20 protein-coding genes and 1 pseudogene are annotated in these 18,615 nt (G+C 45.3%); 5 read left to right on the plus strand and 16 right to left on the minus strand.

What is annotated here, in order from left to right:
- Window positions 1–1,901 (minus strand): InlB B-repeat-containing protein (locus GWI56_RS20085; RefSeq protein WP_198573872.1); only part of this gene is annotated, 1,901 nt, incomplete at its 3' end.
- 312 nt (window positions 1,902–2,213) lie between these two features.
- Window positions 2,214–2,585: pseudogene (locus GWI56_RS20090) on the minus strand (transposase); the annotation flags it as partial.
- Between the two features lie 132 nt (window positions 2,586–2,717).
- On the opposite strand from GWI56_RS20090, the gene GWI56_RS20095 reads away from it, so the two are divergent.
- Window positions 2,718–2,987 carry a Plug domain-containing protein gene (locus tag GWI56_RS20095; protein ID WP_347339157.1) on the plus strand — a complete coding sequence of 90 codons (270 nt, stop codon included), beginning with the start codon at window positions 2,718–2,720 and terminating at the stop codon, window positions 2,985–2,987.
- Here GWI56_RS20095 and GWI56_RS20100 read toward each other — a convergent pair.
- Window positions 2,959–3,387: a hypothetical protein gene (locus tag GWI56_RS20100; protein ID WP_168826872.1), complete on the minus strand. Its 429-nt coding sequence runs from the start codon at window positions 3,385–3,387 to the stop codon at window positions 2,959–2,961. The two genes, GWI56_RS20095 and GWI56_RS20100, sit on opposite strands and share 29 nt — an antisense overlap.
- 381 nt (window positions 3,388–3,768) lie before the next feature.
- Here GWI56_RS20100 and mtnC point away from each other — a divergent pair, with 381 nt between their 5' ends.
- Window positions 3,769–4,449 (plus strand): acireductone synthase, encoded by a 681-nt coding sequence (gene mtnC / locus GWI56_RS20105; RefSeq protein WP_105253037.1) that lies wholly within the window; start codon window positions 3,769–3,771, stop codon window positions 4,447–4,449.
- Between the two features lie 89 nt (window positions 4,450–4,538).
- Here the strand turns inward: mtnC and GWI56_RS20110 are convergent, their stop codons facing one another.
- The 6 genes from GWI56_RS20110 to GWI56_RS20135 form a co-directional block, all read right to left on the minus strand.
- Entirely contained in the window at window positions 4,539–5,630 is a 1,092-nt protein-coding gene (locus GWI56_RS20110; RefSeq protein ID WP_198573873.1) for a hypothetical protein, read from the minus strand.
- Window positions 5,631–5,899: 269 nt separating this feature from the next.
- On the minus strand, window positions 5,900–6,286 hold the full coding sequence (locus tag GWI56_RS20115; RefSeq protein ID WP_198573874.1) for a carboxymuconolactone decarboxylase family protein: 387 nt from the start codon (window positions 6,284–6,286) through the stop codon (window positions 5,900–5,902).
- A gap of 209 nt (window positions 6,287–6,495) precedes the next feature.
- Entirely contained in the window at window positions 6,496–6,852 is a 357-nt protein-coding gene (locus tag GWI56_RS20120; RefSeq protein WP_198573875.1) for a MerR family transcriptional regulator, read from the minus strand.
- A 3-nt stretch (window positions 6,853–6,855) separates the two neighbouring features.
- The gene (locus tag GWI56_RS20125; RefSeq protein WP_198573876.1) at window positions 6,856–7,251 is read right to left on the minus strand and encodes a GFA family protein; all 396 of its coding nucleotides are present in this window, start codon (window positions 7,249–7,251) and stop codon (window positions 6,856–6,858) included.
- A gap of 25 nt (window positions 7,252–7,276) precedes the next feature.
- Window positions 7,277–7,855: an NAD(P)H-dependent oxidoreductase gene (locus tag GWI56_RS20130; protein WP_198573877.1), complete on the minus strand. Its 579-nt coding sequence runs from the start codon at window positions 7,853–7,855 to the stop codon at window positions 7,277–7,279.
- Between the two features lie 67 nt (window positions 7,856–7,922).
- Window positions 7,923–8,282: a MerR family transcriptional regulator gene (locus tag GWI56_RS20135; protein ID WP_113941227.1), complete on the minus strand. Its 360-nt coding sequence runs from the start codon at window positions 8,280–8,282 to the stop codon at window positions 7,923–7,925.
- 194 nt (window positions 8,283–8,476) lie between these two features.
- On the opposite strand from GWI56_RS20135, the gene GWI56_RS20140 reads away from it, so the two are divergent.
- The 3 genes from GWI56_RS20140 to GWI56_RS20150 all read left to right on the plus strand — a co-directional run bounded on the left by GWI56_RS20140 (window position 8,477) and on the right by GWI56_RS20150 (window position 10,116).
- The gene (locus GWI56_RS20140; RefSeq protein WP_173248526.1) at window positions 8,477–8,905 is read left to right on the plus strand and encodes a thioesterase family protein; all 429 of its coding nucleotides are present in this window, start codon (window positions 8,477–8,479) and stop codon (window positions 8,903–8,905) included.
- A 69-nt stretch (window positions 8,906–8,974) separates the two neighbouring features.
- On the plus strand, window positions 8,975–9,241 hold the full coding sequence (locus GWI56_RS20145) for a GNAT family N-acetyltransferase (protein ID WP_198573878.1): 267 nt from the start codon (window positions 8,975–8,977) through the stop codon (window positions 9,239–9,241).
- 92 nt (window positions 9,242–9,333) lie between these two features.
- Window positions 9,334–10,116, plus strand: coding sequence for a hypothetical protein (locus tag GWI56_RS20150; RefSeq protein WP_198573879.1), 783 nt, complete (start codon window positions 9,334–9,336; stop codon window positions 10,114–10,116).
- Window positions 10,117–10,189: 73 nt separating this feature from the next.
- Here GWI56_RS20150 and GWI56_RS20155 read toward each other — a convergent pair whose 3' ends face one another.
- From GWI56_RS20155 to GWI56_RS20185, 7 genes are all read right to left on the minus strand, one after another.
- The gene (locus GWI56_RS20155) at window positions 10,190–10,738 is read right to left on the minus strand and encodes an HPP family protein (protein ID WP_198573880.1); all 549 of its coding nucleotides are present in this window, start codon (window positions 10,736–10,738) and stop codon (window positions 10,190–10,192) included.
- Window positions 10,739–10,861: 123 nt separating this feature from the next.
- Complete coding sequence (locus GWI56_RS20160) at window positions 10,862–11,272, minus strand: thioesterase family protein (protein ID WP_168826862.1); 411 nt, start codon at window positions 11,270–11,272, stop codon at window positions 10,862–10,864.
- A gap of 125 nt (window positions 11,273–11,397) precedes the next feature.
- Window positions 11,398–13,854, minus strand: a complete 2,457-nt coding sequence (locus GWI56_RS20165) for a hypothetical protein (RefSeq protein ID WP_198573881.1) — start codon at window positions 13,852–13,854, stop codon at window positions 11,398–11,400.
- A 142-nt stretch (window positions 13,855–13,996) separates the two neighbouring features.
- Window positions 13,997–15,805, minus strand: a complete 1,809-nt coding sequence (locus GWI56_RS20170) for a long-chain fatty acid--CoA ligase (RefSeq protein ID WP_198573882.1) — start codon at window positions 15,803–15,805, stop codon at window positions 13,997–13,999.
- A 192-nt stretch (window positions 15,806–15,997) separates the two neighbouring features.
- Window positions 15,998–17,314 (minus strand): ABC transporter permease, encoded by a 1,317-nt coding sequence (locus GWI56_RS20175; RefSeq protein ID WP_198573883.1) that lies wholly within the window; start codon window positions 17,312–17,314, stop codon window positions 15,998–16,000.
- Entirely contained in the window at window positions 17,311–18,174 is an 864-nt protein-coding gene (locus GWI56_RS20180) for an ABC transporter ATP-binding protein (protein ID WP_198573884.1), read from the minus strand. Before GWI56_RS20180 ends, GWI56_RS20175 begins: the two co-directional genes overlap by 4 nt.
- Window positions 18,175–18,216: 42 nt before the next feature.
- Window positions 18,217–18,588 carry a GntR family transcriptional regulator gene (locus tag GWI56_RS20185; RefSeq protein ID WP_168826852.1) on the minus strand — a complete coding sequence of 124 codons (372 nt, stop codon included), beginning with the start codon at window positions 18,586–18,588 and terminating at the stop codon, window positions 18,217–18,219.
- Window positions 18,589–18,615: the final 27 nt, after the last annotated feature.

Raw genomic sequence — 18,615 nt, forward strand, 5'->3', positions numbered from 1 at the left:
TTCTGACTGTATTGCGCTGTCACTGTTAAAGCTGAAGTGATATTAGCAAAACTGACATCCCAACCGGTGAAGGTATAACCTTCCCGCGCTGGCACAGCTGGTGCTGTCGCCGCTTGACCATGAGTAATTTGCTGGGTCGATAACGACTGACCTTCGGCATCGACAAAGCTTACGACATACACACTCTGGCTGTATTGCGCCGTCACTGTTAAAGCTGAAGTGATATTAGCAAAACTGACATCCCAACCAGTGAAGGTATACCCTTCCCGCGTCGGCACAGCTGGCGCTATCGCCGCTTGCCCATGGATGATTTGTTGGGTCGATAATGGCTGACCATCGGCATCGACAAAGCTGACAGCATAGATATTCTGGCTATATTGCGCTTTCACTGTTATCGCCGCAGTGACCTTGGCAAAACTCACATCCCAACCACTGAAGGTAAAACCTTCCCGCACCGGTGCTGTTGGTGCTGTTGCCGCCCGACCATGAGTAATTTGCTGGGTCGATAACAACTGACCGTCGGCATCAACAAAGCTGACGACATACACATTTTGGCTGTATTGCGCTGTAACTGTTAAAGCTGAAGTGATATTAACAAAACTGGCATCCCAACCGGTGAAGGTATACCCTTCCCGCGTCGGCACAGCTGGCGCTGTTGCCGCCCGGCCATGAGTAATTTGCTGAGTTGATAATGGCTGACCATCGGCATCGACAAAGCTGACCGCATAGATATTCTGGCTATATTGCGCTTTCACTGTTATCGCCGCAGTGACCTTGACAAAACTCACATCCCAACCACTGAAGGTAAAACCTTCTCGCACCGGAGCCGCAGGCGCTGTCGCCGCTTGGCCATGAGTGATTTGCTGGGTCGATAATGGCTTGCCATCGGCATCGATAAAACTGACCTGGTAAACAGGAGCCTTCACTTGAATAGAAAATGCTGCTAATGACGCACTCAACAAACCATCACTGACACTGATTCGGATATTGGGATAGTCACCAATATGATCAAAATCTGGACTGCCGGATAGGACGCCAGTGGCTGTATCAAAGGTCGCCCAAACGGGTTTATTGGCAATTGAAAATGTTAGCCTGTCTCCCTGAGCATCGAATGCTGTTGGAGTAAAACTATACAAACTGCCTGCAAACACCATTGTTGCTGGCTGACCTGAAAGACTCGGCGCGGTATTGACTGGTTTTGGAATAATGCTAAAACCTTTTAGGTAAACCTCGGCACCCTGACTCAATTTAATGGATAATCGGCCAGTATAACCATGCAAAGAACTTAAACTGAGTCCATTAGTCCCCGGCTCAATCGTAAAATTTTCATGAAAAATTTCAGTATTATCTTTGTTCAGAGAGGTAACAGTAGCAACGAGCTGCTGATTTGCTTTGTTAACTAAGATAATATTTTTCGGGATAAATGTGGCGCTAAAATTTGTGATAATGAATTCAGTGGTGTTAAGGGTATTCGAATGACCCATTAAGCCTTGCGCATTCACTGCACAAGCACTCCAGACTCCCGAGTTGGCCACAACATACACACCTGATAGATATGGATAAAAATTACTTGCCGAGCAATAACCGTTCACTGATGCCGGACCTATGAAAAAATAACTATCAGGCAGCAGCATGATGAGTGTGCTTTCTTTGCTGATGTTATAGTCCGACAAGGTGTGGGCATCTGCCAATTGAGTTTGCTTAAAAAACAAAGCATAACTGTCCGGCGGATAACCTTCTTTATCTTCAATTTTAGCTTTGACGTTTTCAGTGGTGTCAGAACCTTCCACATCTAGCGTAATAGTTTTGCCAGCCGGCGTTTCAACAAAAATTTGCATCGCCCAGCCGGGCCATGCGGTCAGGGCAATACACAAAATAGCTAACTGCAAGAGGCGAATCATATCTGCTCCATAGCAAAGTAATAATCAGTGGTGAGTCATTCACCAGAACACAAAATCGCCGGCTGCTAATCAATCCGGCTACCTAAGCTGGGGCGGCAACATAACCCACCGAACCACCACATTCAAGCAACAAATGTCACTTGACTGCAAAAAGGCTGACAAGGTCTGCTTCAAATGGATAATGATGGGCTAAATAGTGCTATTTAACTGAAAAATGGTGATTTTTAGTCAGAGTCACCCAGCCCATTGTCTGGTTGGCTGTGTAGAAAGGTAAAGCCGATGACTAAGTTTGAAGTCAGCCACTTTGAGCGGCTGGCAGCAAGGCGCAAAGTGCCGTCGTCACTTTTACTAAGTGTTCGCAATGATTATCTGAATTCTGGGGTAAGTTGTTGCAAGGTTTCCTCTGGGCCATGAAACAACTTGCCAAACTCTGTAGTGAGCTTAAGCCAGTTGTCTTGCGGGATATTCGATTTTGTGAGTAACTTAGCACTCGATCCACTGATTAAACCGCGTTTATCTGCTCGAATAATTCGCCCTGTATCCACCAATTCGAGATAATCATTTAACGCAAACGCAATACCATTGGGTTGGTTGTAGCGTTCATTACCAGCTCTCTTTAAAAATCATAGGCAAGAGGTTTTTGGGCTGTTCCCCCTTGATAGCGGACTATATTCTCCCCTCTATTATGTTTTGCTTCCCTTTTTATCCTTCTATGCAATTGCCGAAGATGTCCATAAAAAGACCGAAGAAGCTACTAAACTATAGGTCATACAAGTTATTGGAACTAAACTCGATTTAAAACACAAAGCACTTGAAATCCCTAGGTCTATTACTGTTATTACTGATAAATATATCGAAGATACCCAAGTGTTGGAGCTGACCGATATATTAATGCAAACCCCAAACATCAGTGTAAATAATAACAATAGGCCTCTTATCGGAAATATTGGTATTCGAGGGTTTGGAAATAATACTAATTGGATTGAGCAGCCATTAAACGAAAGTGAGGCCATTGAAAACAACTTTAATGGCCTTATTTTTTGGTCTTCTCAATTTTTTAGCTCAACCTCGCCTCGAAGCGCTTAGCTCTGCGTTGGAGCAACCAAAAAAGGCTTAACACCCCAAATGAAGCGGCTAAAGTGGTCAACGTTAGAGCAAAACCTTTGAATGAAAACAGGTTTAAAGTAAAACCATCTAACACTAGTACCGCCAAGCCAAGCGGCATTTGGATAAGCACAGCGGTAAACCAATCGAAGGGAAGTTTAGGAAAGATCCTGTGGTAAGCATAAAGCACTAAACCTGCAAGCAATATCAGCAAACTCGCATCATGAGCCGCTAACAAAAGATACTCCACACTGTTATGCGAGATGTGAGGCACCGCACTCAACATGTCCAACATATAACCCGCGCTCGCGACTAATGAGAAACTGATAAAACTCAATAAAGCTAATAAGATACCAAAGCCAAGTGCGGGTAAATATTTCATGTAAGGTCTCTCTATTCGCAGGTGAAATATGCTATCTCGTCTCCCGAAAACCACAGCATGCAAGGTATAAAGGAGTAAAGAGACATTAACTACAATAGCAGCCTAAATTTCCCTTAGCTATTAAGACCATAGTCTTATGTCTACCACAAACTTATGCGCAATAAACGAGATGAAATCCAGTAACAAGTTAGTGTTTTCTCGGATAATCAGTGGATAAGCTTTTAAAATTACTAGATTAATCAAATTTCAATCTTATCGCTTAGTGATATCACCCACAACTTGCCCATGTGTTTGGGTGAAATAGACTAGCCAATTTCACCAATAACGCTTAGGATCGGAGTTGCATTTTTTAGCCAACATATTGTGGAGTATCAAAACATTATGGGTATCAGAGCCATAGTCGTAGACACAGCAGGCACCACGACAGACCTAAACTTTATCCAAGATGTACTATTCCCCTATTCTGTCAAAGCCTTGCCAGACTTTTTAGAACAGAACCAACACAATGTATTGGTTGAAAACTGTATTTGTGACACTAAAGATATCGCCCTAGAGCCTGAGGCTGACTTAGCGCGTGTAACTGAGATCCTGCAACAGTGGGTCAACGAAGACCGTAAAGCCACGCCACTTAAAACCTTACAAGGGTTAATTTGGAAGCAAGGCTATGCCCATGGCGAATTTAAGGGCCATATCTTCCCGGACTTTATTGAAGCGGTGAAACGTTTTAGCGCACAAAACCTGCGTATTTACAGCTTTTCATCCGGCTCAGTCGACGCGCAAAAACTGTTGTTCGGCCACAGTGACGGCGGCGATTTAACTGAAATGTTTAACGGCCATTTCGACACCCGTACGGGCAACAAATTAGATAAGCAGGCTTACTGCAATATCCTCAACACTATCAGCTTAAGCCCCAAACAAGTGCTGTTTGTGTCTGATGTTATTGAAGAATTAAAGGCTGCCGACGCTGCGGGCATGATGACCTGCCAAATGGTTCGCGACAGCAAGCAACGCACAGGCGAGTTCCGCAAAATCAGCAGCTTCGATGAGCTGCTGATTGAATAACGTGATGGTTGAATAACACGATAGTCAGCTCAAGCTGATTTAGCCGATAAAACGAAAGCGACCTTGTGGTCGCTTTTTTATTAATTGGCTCAATTGCCCTTCACCGCCAGCGGAAACGCGGCCGAGATACATTTTTCCACCTCAAAACGATAACCATAATCCGCATTCTTATCGGGTGTGATCAACAAAATCTCGTAATCATTTAATTCAATCACATTCGACTCGGCAGGCTTTTTACAACGCGAGCGGCCATTGGCTTCAAGTGAAAATGCGAACGTAGCTAGCCATTGCCGCACTAAGTACTGATATTGAGTTCGCACTGAGGCGTAGGCCTTTTTGCGCTCTTCCTCTTCCAGCTCGCCGTCATCATTACTATTCTCAGCCTTGCTTGATTTATCGCTTTCAGAGTCAAGAGCAGTCTGAGTTAGCTCTACAATCGGTACAGTCAACACATCGGTCGCATCCGGCAACCGTCCCGATTTAGGCTCGCGAGGAGCATGCTTAGCGGCTTCTTGGGGAGAGGTAATAAAGTTGCCAAACGAGGTTTCAATGCGCGTCTCTAAATCAATTAACAGGCTCAAGTGATACAAAACCACAGTCGCTAGCACGATACGGATCAAAAAAGTCGTTTTACGGAATGAAGTATGCGAGGTAAGCCGTAACGATTTGATACCTAAAGGTTTAAGCAAAAAGATCAATATTAAATAGATAGGAATAATCAACTGCAATGCCAGCAGCACAATCGCGCTTACCATCAAAAACCAAGCGGGCATATAGAGTAGAATCGCTAAGTTATGGGTGTAATTGAGATCGCTTGCTGACACCCCAACGACTTCGTTGACTATCGCGCCAGACCAGCCTAAAGCAAAGTTGGCAATCATCGCATAAAACAGCAACAACACAGCTTTGCCCGCCAAACTGTGCCAAACCCGCTCGAACACAGGCCAAAACTCGATGGCCATAGCGATTACGGCAATCACAGCGACCAACCCCATTAACTCGCTACTAAAAGCCAATATCAAAGCAATAAGATACAGCTTTTGTGCAAAGGATAACTTAGCCACCCCTAGGATAAGACAGCGCCAGAACTTGCCCAAACCTAAACGGATTTCACTCAGTGATGGTAAGCTGAGCTTTCGCAAGTATTGGCGAGCCGAACCAATGTAACCGATTAAATTCATTATTATTTTACATTCCATTGAAATAGTAAGACGGGCAACATTTGCCACTGTAATGTGCAAAGCACAGTGTTGGCAACTGTGCCACTCAATCTCGGTATATTGGTCACTTTGGCTATCTCTAGCCAAAGTCGAACGTTCTGTTTAGAGTCGAATGAAAGCCTTACAACACCCCATCGCCCGTTTAAATCCAACTAAAATGAACTTGAGAGAGGAAATCAAAGCGGCCTTATGGTCACTTTTGCAAATCGATAAACCTGACTCAGGACTAACTAAACGATGCTTAACTCCCGCTCAGAAAATACGGTTTTAGCGACAAACATGCCATTAAGTGCAGCAGGAAAGCCAGCATAAACCGACATTTGCAATATCACCTCAACAATTTCCTGCGGCGTACAACCCACATTCAATGCGCCATTAATATGTACGTTTAACTGTGGCTGGCAATGCCCTAGCGCCGTGAGTGCGGCAACTGTCACTAGCTCCCGCGTCTTAAGGTCGAGCCCTTCACGCTGATAAATATCCCCAAAAGGATATTCAATAATGTACTTGCCTAAGTCAGGGCAAATATCGGCAAGACTGCGGATGACTTTCTCCCCCGCCTCACCGTCGATTTCAGTCAGTTTAGCGAGGCCCTGCACATATCTTTGATTACTCATTTTTAGCTCCTGTTGGATTAAATCACAGCAAGCAGCCTAAACCTTAGAGTTAACTCTAAGTCAATGGTTCATTGATGGATGACACAGGCAAGGCGGATCAGTAAAACTGGCCCTCTGTTTTGCCCGCCGACTAGAGACACAAGCAAGCAAATAGAAAAGTAAATAATATTAGCTTTTTAGCATTTAACCACAAATGTTAGCGACTGAGCTTAGCCACTAAAATGAGTTTGGTAATAGTGAATTTTTTGCTTAAGGGCAGCCAAATGCTCCTGCTCTTGGCGAATACGCTCAGCCAATTGTGTTGCATGTTGCTCGAGCAACTGCTGTCGCTGGCCAGCGGTTGCATCGCCTTGGGCACGCAACTCGGCATAGGTCAATATCTGCTTTAACGGCATGCCCGTTTCTTTTAAGCGATTGATAAACCCAATCCATTCCGCTTCTTTCGCCGCATAATCACGATGCCCGCTGCCATTTCGAACGACAGACTGCAGTAGGCCAATTTTCTCGTAATATCTGAGCGTATGCGCCGACAGCCCTGTGAGTGCAGCAAACTGACCTATATTCATAATCTAACGATCCGCAGGATGATTAACGCCATCATTCGTGGGCACATTTTCGAGATCGAATGGGTTAACCCCTTCGAGGCAACCAATGTTGTAACCATACTCATGGGGATTGGAACGCCGCTGGTGATGGGTGTAAATACCGCAGATAGAGCAGAAGTAGTGTTTGGCAGTTTTGGTATTGAATTCATAGAGTTTCAGCACATCCTCACCCTTGAGGATCTTAATCCCCGCCAGCGGCACAGAACCAACCATTGCGCCCTTACGACGACAGATAGAGCAATCGCAACGGCGTGGATTTTCGATGCCATTAGGCAATGACAACTCCAATACCACGGCACAGCAATGGCAAGACGCTCTGTGTTTTGGCTGAATAAGAGTATTGCCCACTTGTTTAATCACACCCCACTCCTTGTTTCGCTCGATTCTATAAACCTAAATTCCCCAGCCGCTGCACCAACGCCCGCCATTGTTGCAATTGCGGCTCCTTAGCACTCATCACTGGCCCCAACATATTGGACTTAGCCCGCTTAAAACCACTAAAAACTAAGGTGGCGGTATCAAGCTGTTTCAGCGCGGGAGCGCCTTGAAACCACTTGTAATACCAAGGCGGCGTGTCCATAGTCATGATAATTCGCGAAGTTTTATGGCGCAGCAACTTAGCGGGTATCAATTTACCTTTCTCATATTGAAATGCAAACCCAGATAAAAATGTCCTATCGATTAAGCCTTTAAACTTAGCAGGAATACCGCCCCACCAAATCGGTGTGATAATCACCACATGCTCCGCCCACTGGATATTCGCTTGAAACGCTAGCAAATCGGCTTCGAGTGGCTGAGGTTGACGATAACCATAGGTCAGATTCGGGTCAAAATTCAGCTCAGCTAGTTTGACGATTCTAACTGAGTGTTTATCTGCCGCCGCTTTGGCATAGGTTTGAGCCAGATGCTCACAAAAACTCTGCGCCTTAGGATTACCACAGATCACTAAAATCTTTTTTGCCACGATGAAACGCCATAACAGTCAATGTGGCAAATAGCATAAACTCTGCCCCTAAGGGGAGAGTCAAGACCTAAGGTAACAGCTGCGATTCACAGGAGGTGAGCCCATCAATACAGGCATCTAACTGAGTGACTTTATGTTCTAACTCACTTATCTGGCGTAAAAAATCCGCTTTAATACCCAACAAAAAAGCCTGCACTGTGGCTAACTGAGCATGCTTATCGCCTTGTTCGAGTAAATCTTTTAGTTGGACAAGCTTAATACCGAGGGCTTTGGCCTCTTTGATCAGCAACAACAGCCTAATATCCGCCGCACTATAAATACGATAACGCCCCTGACGTGCGGGAGTGTCGATGAGCCCCCACGCCTCATACAAGCGAATCGCTTTTATCGACAGCCCAGTTTGCTTTGCCGCTTGTCCAATATACATAGCTCAACCTAACCCTTTAAAGACATTACTCATATCTGCATTGCTTGCCATTATCATCCACAGTATCAGCTTAGGCCAAGACTTGTCGCAGCAATCTTATGCTGCTAGTCTGGCCGCTTAAACGAGCGTTTTAACTTGGGATTTTTATCATGGGATTTAAACAACAGTTGCAAGAAGGTGTACAAGAACAGGCAATGGAAAAGTTTCTCGCACAGCACCCCATAGTCACAGAAATCCCCGTTGCATGGGGTGAAATGGATGCCCTACAACACGTAAATAATGTGGTGTATTTCCGCTATTTTGAAACGGCACGTATCGACTTTTTCAATCGCCTCTTCCCGCTAGATACTCTGTATAAATCCGGTATTGGCCCCGTAATCAGCGAAAATCAGGCTCGCTATAAACGCCCAGTGACTTTCCCCGATACTTTATTGGTAAGTGTCAGCATTAGCGATATTCACAGCGATAGATTTACCATGCATTATCAGGCATTTAGTAAACAGCAGCAGGCAGTAACCACCTTAGGCACTTCAGTCGCCGTAATGTTTAACTTTAAAACGGGCAAAAAAGCCGAGTTACCGGCAGAACTGCTGGCGATTCTCAAACAGCACGAAGTCGCTTAAGCTTTAAGCTATCCGAGCCCATAGATAAATTGCCAGCACACTTTAGGCCATACCTTGAGGGAAGCATGTATGTCAGATAACGAAAATATCGAGATAGCCATTGAACATCAACAGGATAGACAGCGTTTTATTATCCCTGTCGACGGCTATGAAGCCGTGTTGGAATACCGATTATCAGGCAAGGATATCGATTTTAGCCGCACCTTTGTCCCCAACGAACTGCGCGGTAAAGGCCTTGCCGAACGCTTAGTGCGCCACGGCTTAAAGTGGGCTAAAGGCCAAGACTTTACTATCCAAGCCAGCTGCTGGTATGTGCAGAAGTTTTTGAAAAACTAGCAGAACAGATATAGAAACATCTTTGAATGGATACTTCATTAATATTAAAATAGTCATCACATATAAGCAGAGTTATAGGATATTTATAAAAAATGGATAGTAAGGTGCTAAAGGAAAATACTGAAAAAAATAATTTCAGAGAATACATGTCAGACTCAAATACACTGCTTAGTTTTATACTTACCTTACTGGCTGTTTTAGTGCCAACATTTAGAGGCTCAGACTTCTTAAGACAGCTATTTCAACTTAACGTTGATGGATTATTACTCTATCAAGCTATCTTTGCATTTTTAGCTCTCATGTCAGCATTTTCAATTCTTTTTATCGTCAACAGACTTGTTTCCAAAGTAAAAGATCGAAAAACATGGAGAAAATATGGATATTACACATTTGTTTTTTTGATGTTGGGAGCTTTGTCCTTAAGCCTAAGAGAATTTTATGCTCCATCATCGTCGCTAAGCAGTTACTTTCTTGAAAAAGAAGAACGTATTAGCTATAGCATGGTACAAGTAGAAGCTGGATTAGAAATAGAGCTAGATTATTGTTCAAGATCTGGCTCTCAAGTGATATGTAGTCTGTTTGTAAGAAATGTTTCAGACGAAGATCTAGAAATTGGCGGAGTTAATAACACTAAAATTTATGATCAAGAAAACACTAGAGCTGAGCTAGAAAGAGTACATATAGCAAATGAGTTTATTAGATCATCAAGAAGTATTCCTTTGACAAAAAAATCAGCTACATCACTAAAGCTATTTTTCAAATATCCTACAGAATCAAATCCAGTCATGATAAAAAAGTTAAATTTCAAGTTAGATTATTCTGATGGTACAAGAATTATAGCATTTAGAAATATAGCTATAACTAGCGGTATTTAATCTGAAATATAAACATAAATAGATGAGCGCAATAACAGTTGCGCTCATCTACTTGGGATAATGTTAACTTTCGCTAAATCCAATAAACAGGGTAATGGCGCTTGGGATCGGTGGAGAGGTTATTGACCACCAGCGCGACCAGTAAGAGTAATACTGAGCCGAGGAACACTGGCATTAACGCGTAAAGAAAGCCGAGTTGATGCACGTTTTCACCGCCAATCACGGCAATCAATGCCGTTGCGCCGCCCGGAGGATGAAGAGTGCGAGTCAGGTACATGAATGCGATAGACAGGGATACCGCTAAGGCGCTCGACAGCACCACATAATCGCCACACACTTGGTACACTGCGACCCCAATTAAGGCCGATAACACACTGCCACCAATCAAGTTACGCGGCTGAGAAAACTCCGCCAGCGGTGCACCGTACACTAGCACAGCCGACGCGCCGAACGAGCCAATGACAAACATAGTGTCGACGAGGTTTTCACTCATATAATTTGCGAGACTCGCAACCAAGTAAATGCCACAGAAAGCCCCCACCCATGACCACACAATCTTTTTAAGTGGTTGTCTTGGTGGACAAATGTCCTTCGATCGCATGCGGGTAAAATAGAATCTCATGGTTAATCCGAACCGATAAAAATTAAGCAATACAGATAAGTGATCTGCATCACAGTTAACGGGTCGACAAATTAACCCTTCAGCAGCGCAATTGCAATTACGCTGACCGAAAGAGTAAGCAGACTAAGCGCTTTCACCATTCAGATTAGCGAGCATTTCGCGGATATCTTCAGGAATCGGGCGGCTTTTTTCACTGCTGTAATCGTAATGTACGAGTGTGGTTTTTACTTCGGCGGTCTTGTTACCCGCTTGCCAACAGGTTTGGGTCAGCTCGAAGCTGCTATTACCGATACGGCTGACATAGGTTTTTACTGTGACACTCTTGCCATAGTAAGTCGGCGCGATAAATGCCACGGTAAACCCCGCGACGATTAAGTTCCACTGATGTAAATCCAGCTCAGGATTAAAAATCTCAAAGATTGGCGTGCGCGCCGCTTCACACCATACGGGGATAACAGTGTTGTTGATATGACCTAGGCCGTCGGTTTCAGTAAATCTTGGATTGATTTCGAGACTGTATTCTGTGGCTGACATGCAAACTTCCTTTTTATTATTTTATGAATGGAAGAGCGTGGTGATTATCGCAATGAAACCACACCACCAAACTCATCCATTATCCTAAGCCAAACAGGTTCTAGCCACTAGCCCAAACCAGCATTTTAAAACTGGCAACTCGCCGTTTCTGGGGTTTGCTTGCCGTTAGCATCGTACTTTTTAAGGCATCCAGCCTTACCCATATCATACATTTTCTCGTATTCTAACTTGCCATTTTTATAAGACTTATACACCCCATGAGTTTTTGAGTTCTCTAAGTGATAAATCTTACGGCCCTTAGTGATATGTGAGTAATCGGCAAAACCCGGCTCTTCGGAATAGATGACACCGTTAATGTAGCGCTTGTGGATCACATGCTGCTCATCGATACGCAGCATTTCATTCGCTATCTTGCCATTCATGTCGTAACACACTTTATCAACGGCATAATTGCTATCGAGATCTTCAATACAACTCACGGCACCATTATCAAAGTACTCGCGCTGTATACCGCAGCGCGCAATGGCGTTATCCCAGAAATAAGGTTCACCGTTCCAGGTTTCGCCTTCTTGCTGGCAGTAGTTCCACAGGCTTCTTAATTGCCCATTGGGATAGAAACTGTAATGGGGGCCAGAGACACGGTTATTCACTTGGTGACCATATCGGGAGAGTGAGTAACCACCATCAGTGGAATAACTGATACTTGGGCCGTATTCCTTACCCGCTTTGTACGTTTTTAAATTTAATAAACGGCCATTGGAATCAAACTGATATTCTTTATCTACAGCGCCATTGGTGTAATAAGCCAATTTATACAAGGTGCCGCTGCTATAATATTCACGCTGTTCACCGTGTTTTATCGATGAAGAGGCTTCATTTTTGCCATTGATCACCCCTTCACAATCATCTGAGTAGGGATTTTCACGCATAATACATTCATCGTGCGAAGGCTTAAGCGTCACCGCTTCATTAAATTGATAACTCGTGAGTTCAGTCAGTTCACCGTTCTGGGGATTAAAGCGCATTTGCTGACCATCAAACTCTCCTTGGCGGTAGTTAGCGATATCCACCACGACATTCGGACTTGAATACCAAATACTCTGACCATTAAGGCGGCCTTGTTCATAATGGCGGACATTAAACATCAGATTATTTTTGTCGAATGATTTAGACTCTCCTTGACGTAAGCCATTGACATAGTTCACTTCGGTACGAGTCCCATCTTCGGCTTTAAATACCCAAGGGCCAGTGCGTTTTCCTGCAAGATAGGCGCCTTCACCTACTTGATCACGGAAATGTCCGCTCGTCACTTTATCGACCCAAGCGCCTTGCTTCACACCCTTTTGATACTGGCCTTTGCTACCATCAGCCTCAAGCCACTCGCCATCTTTTACGCCATTGAGATAAATGCCTTTTGCCACTAATCGCTTATCGCCTTCTGCACTGGAGTCATAATCGGGCTCATAGACTTCGTAGGGGCCGTCGAGCACATCCTGATTGTAATGGGCAAAACCAAAGTTATCGGCCTCATCGAACATCGACTGTGCAATCCATTTACCTTGCTTTTTACCGTCAAGATATTCGCCTTCCCAATAAATGGCTTGGTTCTCTGTCTCCATCCACTTACCGACTTTTTTGCCCTGTTTGTAGTTACCAGAGTAAACCACGTTACCATTGCGACCATCGTAGGCTGCATACGGGCCATCGAGCACACCTTGGGCATAATGACTTTCACTGGCAAGCCCTGCCCAAGTGCTTCCCATGCCCATACTCATAAAATCGTAGGATGGGCCTGTTTTAGGGATCACGGCACCACCACTTTTAAGCCAATCAAAGTCATCGGCCTCAAAGGCCACGCTCACCAATACAAAACTGCCGTCTTCTTCGCTATAACCACTGCGATCAAAGGTGGTCACTAAGCTATATTGGCGCTCAATCCCTTGGGCATCTTTATCTTTACGAGTCAGTGGATAACGTAATTTATATTCGACGGCGGTCTTCACATCGACGGGTGAACCTTCGGAATTACGATAACCCACTAAGGTCGGCTTGAGCTTAGTAGAACCATCGACAATCGCTTTAATGGCGGGATCTTCAATCGCGTCAACATCATAGGTCATACGGTATTGTTGCGGCGGAATTTGGCTTAACACTTTACGAACGCTACCCACGGTAAACGAGGTTAAGGTTGGTGCCACGTCATCGAGCACAACCTGTAGACGGGGGAGTTTTGTGAGATCATCCCCTTCAAAACCATAGCCCCGTAAATGCTGACCATCGGCATCTTTAAGCATGACAACCACTTCTTTGGTGCCACCTTTATCAAAATCGAGGTAAAAAACCGCAACCACTTCAGCAGAACCATAATCATCAAGACGCACGCCAGGCGCATCGCCATAGAGCATTTCGCCCCACACTTTATGATCTTTTTGATAGAAATTGAGCCATTGCCCGTTAGGCAAGTCCACTGGGCCATGGACGATTTTGTCGTAATCCTCAGCGTCAGCTGCAGGAATGACAGTTAAAGAAGATAACAACACCGCACTCACTGCAGCGAATAAACTACGAATCGAAAGTTCCATTTAACTACACCTTTTATACCGACGCCTCGCGCCTCATGCGCACCAGTAAACGGGGCGAATTTTAAGCGAAGAAAAGCACTTCAGGAAGTAGTAGATAAAAAAAAGGCCGCTTCCGCGGCCTTTAGCAACAACAACTTAACAATTAGTTGTTGTACATAGCATTTATTTCATGGGCGTATTTATGGTAAATCATCTTGCGGCGCAGCTTGAGCGTTGGGGTGATTAAACCCGCTTCCATCGAAAATGCTTCAGGCAACAGAGTGAACTTTTTAATCTGTTCAAAACCGGCCAACTCATGCTGTAACTGCTTTAAGCGTTGCTCAAAATGCTCAACCACATGACTATGGCGCAGCAATTCTAAAGGTGACTCATACTTCAGCCCTTTGTCCTTCGCCCACGCTTCCAGTGACTCAAACGCTGGCACAATCAAAGCGGTCACATAGTTACGCGCATCGGCAATAATCGCCACTTGCTCGATAAAAGGACAACAGCCTACGGCGCCTTCAACCCTTTGCGGCGCGATATATTTACCGTTGGAGGTCTTCATCAATTCTTTAATACGATCGGTAATAAATAAATTGCCGTTCGCATCGAAACGCCCTGCATCGCCGGTTTTTAACCAACCATCCTCAAACGCAGCGGCGGTATCTTCAGGACGATTGTAATAGCCGCGCATCACAGTCGCGCCGCGGACTAAAATCTCATCGTCCTTACCTAACTTAATTTCGGTTTCCAGCAAAGGTTGTCCATTGGAACCTGGCACTCGATTACCTAAGGTATTGCAGGTCACAGTCGCGTTAGTTTCTGTCATACCGTACCCACAAAGTACCGGAATATTAATCGCATGGAAGAAACTACCGACATTCACATCTAAGGCTGCGCCACCGCAAGGCATAAACTTCAAACGGCCACCGAGCACGGCTTGCAGCTTGCTATACACCAGCTTGTGCGCCAAACGCCATTGCAGCGACAACCACAATCCGCCCTTAGCACGACCTTGGCCTACTTCGAACTGACGTTGGCCAACGCGCATCGCCCAAGCAAACAACTTCTTACGACCGTCGGCTGATTTGGCGACTTTATCTTGTACGGCGCTATACACTTTTTCGAGGAAACGCGGCACCACACACAAGGTATGTGGACGCACGGCGCTAATCGCCTCTTTCACTCTTTGGGTATTTTGCAGATAGACGTTATGGCCGCCACGGCACAAGACGTAGAAACTCCAACTGCGCTCAAATACATGGCTCAATGGCAAAAATGCCAAAGACACATCGCCAGAATGGAAGGCCAATTTTTGATCGTGCTGGCGTATGGTAGACGCCATATTACGGTAATCCAGCATCACGCCTTTAGGATCGCCCGTCGTGCCGGAGGTATAAATTAAGGTCAGTAAATCATCGAGATTTGCAGCTTGTAAACGCTGATTAAGCTCGGCTTCTTGCTCAATGTTTAACTGAGTGTCACCCGCCAGTAGGGTATCTAGATGCCAATGCTGATTGGCCTTATCGGCAGCGAGTGTCACGCTGGCATCGAATACAATCACATGCTCTAGGCTTGGGCATAAGGCTTGCAACTCACACGCCATGGCGTATTGCTTAGCATCGTCGACAAAAATCACTTTAGCTGTGGCGTCGTTAACGATAAAGCTCGCCTGTTCGACGGTACTGGTGGGATAAATTGGCACCACAACGGCGCGAGTTTTGAGAGTGCCGACATCGGCACAAGTCCACTGCGGGCAGTTTTGCGCCAGAATAACGCAACGGTCTTGCACTTGTACGCCAAGTTCGATCAACACTTGTGCAATTTTACTGCTGATTTGGTCGAAGGCTTGCCAACTCACCTGATACCAAGGAGCGGCCATTTCAAAACCTTCCAGCGCTACTGCGTCTTTTAAAGACTCACTCTGCTGCTGTAGTAGTCGAATAACATGATATTGATCGAGAGACATAAGAGACTCACCTTTTTAGCTTACAAGTGTACCGCTTTTGCAGCATTCTACCTGAAGGCCAAATAAAAACTAAGAGTTTTTGCTCTAATGTTGTGCAAATGTCGTCCAAATCACGCTGTAAATAGCCTTTAGCGGCGTACCAGTCTTAGTTTCACTTACTTGCCAGAGCGAATAAAATTTAATCTCGAAACGTCAACATGCCCTCATAACATCGCCCTTCCAGAGGGTTTTCTTGCCCCAAATCAGCACCGCTTGCCCAAGCGGTATTAAGAGTAGATCCCATAACAACCAATTAGTTAAATTGCCGCCATCACGTAAAGACGTAAGGCTGATGGACACCCACAGGGAATGCCCCGCGACGACCATCATAGTGAGCGTGATATGCAAAACTCGGCGACACATACAGCCAAAACCTAACGTCAAGGCGTAGGCCCAATAAGTGCTGAGCACCAGATGACCCACTAACTGCATATTCAGATCACCATTAAGCCAGCCCAACAGCAGACTACACGTCAGCATAATGCCGACGACCACATTCAGGAGTCTTTGCTGTCCACGGCAAAATGCCGCTATGAGTCCTTTTCGCCCGTCAAAACCTGGCATCAACAATAAGGTTTCTGTCGAGCGCGAGCGTTGCACTCGGCTCCAATGCACCAGCGAACAACTAATCACGCTGAACTGCGCCAAAAACAATAATACAGGGATATTCAAATGAAATTGATGCGACAACAGCCCAAGCACTAAGCAGACTACGGGCAATAGCAGCAGTAAAATCGTCAACATAGGGCCGATAAAAAAATTGGTGGGATGCAAATAACGCTCAAAGCGACTCAATCTGCGCATGGATTGCAGATTCGGCAGCCAAAACCAGCCCATTTCGAGACCATTGAGATATACCGTCCTCGCCTCAGCACGCCAAGGTAAAACACCGCATGCACGCGCAATCAGCATACCTAAAATCAGCAGGGCAATAGCACTTAGCCAAAGAGGAATGTGTTCTGCAATCAATGGGATAAATGGCATTAAGACAAAGAGCAAAAACGAAGCATAAAACCACTGAGTGCTGAGTAAACAAAGCCAAATAAAAGTTAAACTCATCACCAAAGCCAGCACTAAGCTCGCTAGGCTAGCCGTCAAACCTAAAGCCAAACAGAACAAGACACCTATGCCAAAAACGCTGACTAAAACAGTGACACTTTGAATGTAGATATGGCGACGATAATGGGGAATTAACTGTGCACATTCATTCGCCATCAGACGTATGAGTTGCCATGCAACCGCCGCCAAACTTGAGATAATCCCCATAGAAAACAACAGTTCAGCACTGTCATTTTTACCATAAACTGCGGCGATACAAGCTAAGATCACCCCCAGTATAGCCGTACCTAAAAAGCTCACACTGCCGATATCAAAACACCAAAAGCGCAGCATGCCCTTGAAAGGATTCATTCGCTGACTCGTTCTTTTGCCCTTCGCGACTTGTATCTGCTTATGGTGCGCCGCACTCATCTGTGTAGCTCCATAAACAGTTGCTCCAAGTTTAAGGCTTCATTCTTTAACACGCCTGATATTTCAGTGTGATACCCACCTAAGTCCACCAGCACAGAATCCCCGTGTCGGCTCAGCACTGTGATTAACTCGGGCAAAACCGTTTCAGGCGCGAGAGTGAGTAAGCGCACTTCTTCACGCAGGGCATCGATTTCCTTAAACAGCACTAACTCTCCCTGTTTAATCAGTGCCACATGGCTGGCAACTCGCTCTAGATCTGAGGTGATATGGGATGAAAACAGTACGGCAGAACCAGATTCGAGGGCGAGATCGAACAAATCGACCATAAACTTGCGCCGGACTATAGGGTCGAGGCTGGCAACGGGTTCATCGAAGATTAACAACTCAGGGCGATAGGCCATCGCCATAATTAACGCTAGCGATTGCCTTTGCCCAACCGATAAACGCTGCACCTGTTGGGTCACATCTAACTCGAAACGTACCAACCAATCTTGCTCTAATTGCATGTCCCAATTGGGATAAAAGCTGCGGTGTAAATCGAGGGCGCGTTCAATGGTAAAACCTTCATAACCAAAAGGTTGCTGCGGTACATAACCTAAACGCTCCTTTGCCTTTGAAGTTAAGTTTTCGGGCGTTTCGCCTAAGGTAACAATACTGCCAGAATCCGGTGTGAGCACACCCAAGGCGCAGCGCATTAGGGTCGATTTACCCGCCCCATTTTGCCCCAATAACCCCACTACCATACCCGCCGACAAAGTTAACGATAAATCCTTAAGCGCCCACTTTTCACCCGCGCCTTTACCACGAAAGATTTTATTCACTCGGTTAAATTCAAGTATTGGCGTGCGCTCTTGGTCCATCGAATTTCATCCTTTTTATGCTATTTATCGGTACATTACTTTCTAATCTTGCCAGCGCTCATTTAGCAGTTGCAGCAACTCGGGCAAGCTGACACCTAACTGCTTTGCCTGCGACAACAGGGCATCGAGCTGGGGTTCGAGCAGACTAATACCCGATGCCATAGTCTCAGTTCGCAACGCAACTTTTGTCGCTTGGCCGCGGCGACGTTCGAGCCAACCTTGGTCAACCAGCTGTTGAATGGCGCGGGAAACTGTCATGGGATTTACCGCTAAATGCTCGGCAATCTGGCGCACTGAGGGTAATACGTCTTCCACTTGCAGTTGACCGCCCACAATTAAACGCACGACTTGTTCGTGTAATTGTTTGTAAATGGGTTCACCACTGCTGGGGTTGACATTTAAAAGTTCTAACATTAGCCTTTACACACTGTATTAATACAT

Origin of the sequence: Shewanella sp. DW31, from assembly GCF_015767295.1 — a bacterium.
GTDB lineage: Bacteria > Pseudomonadota > Gammaproteobacteria > Enterobacterales > Shewanellaceae > Shewanella > Shewanella oncorhynchi.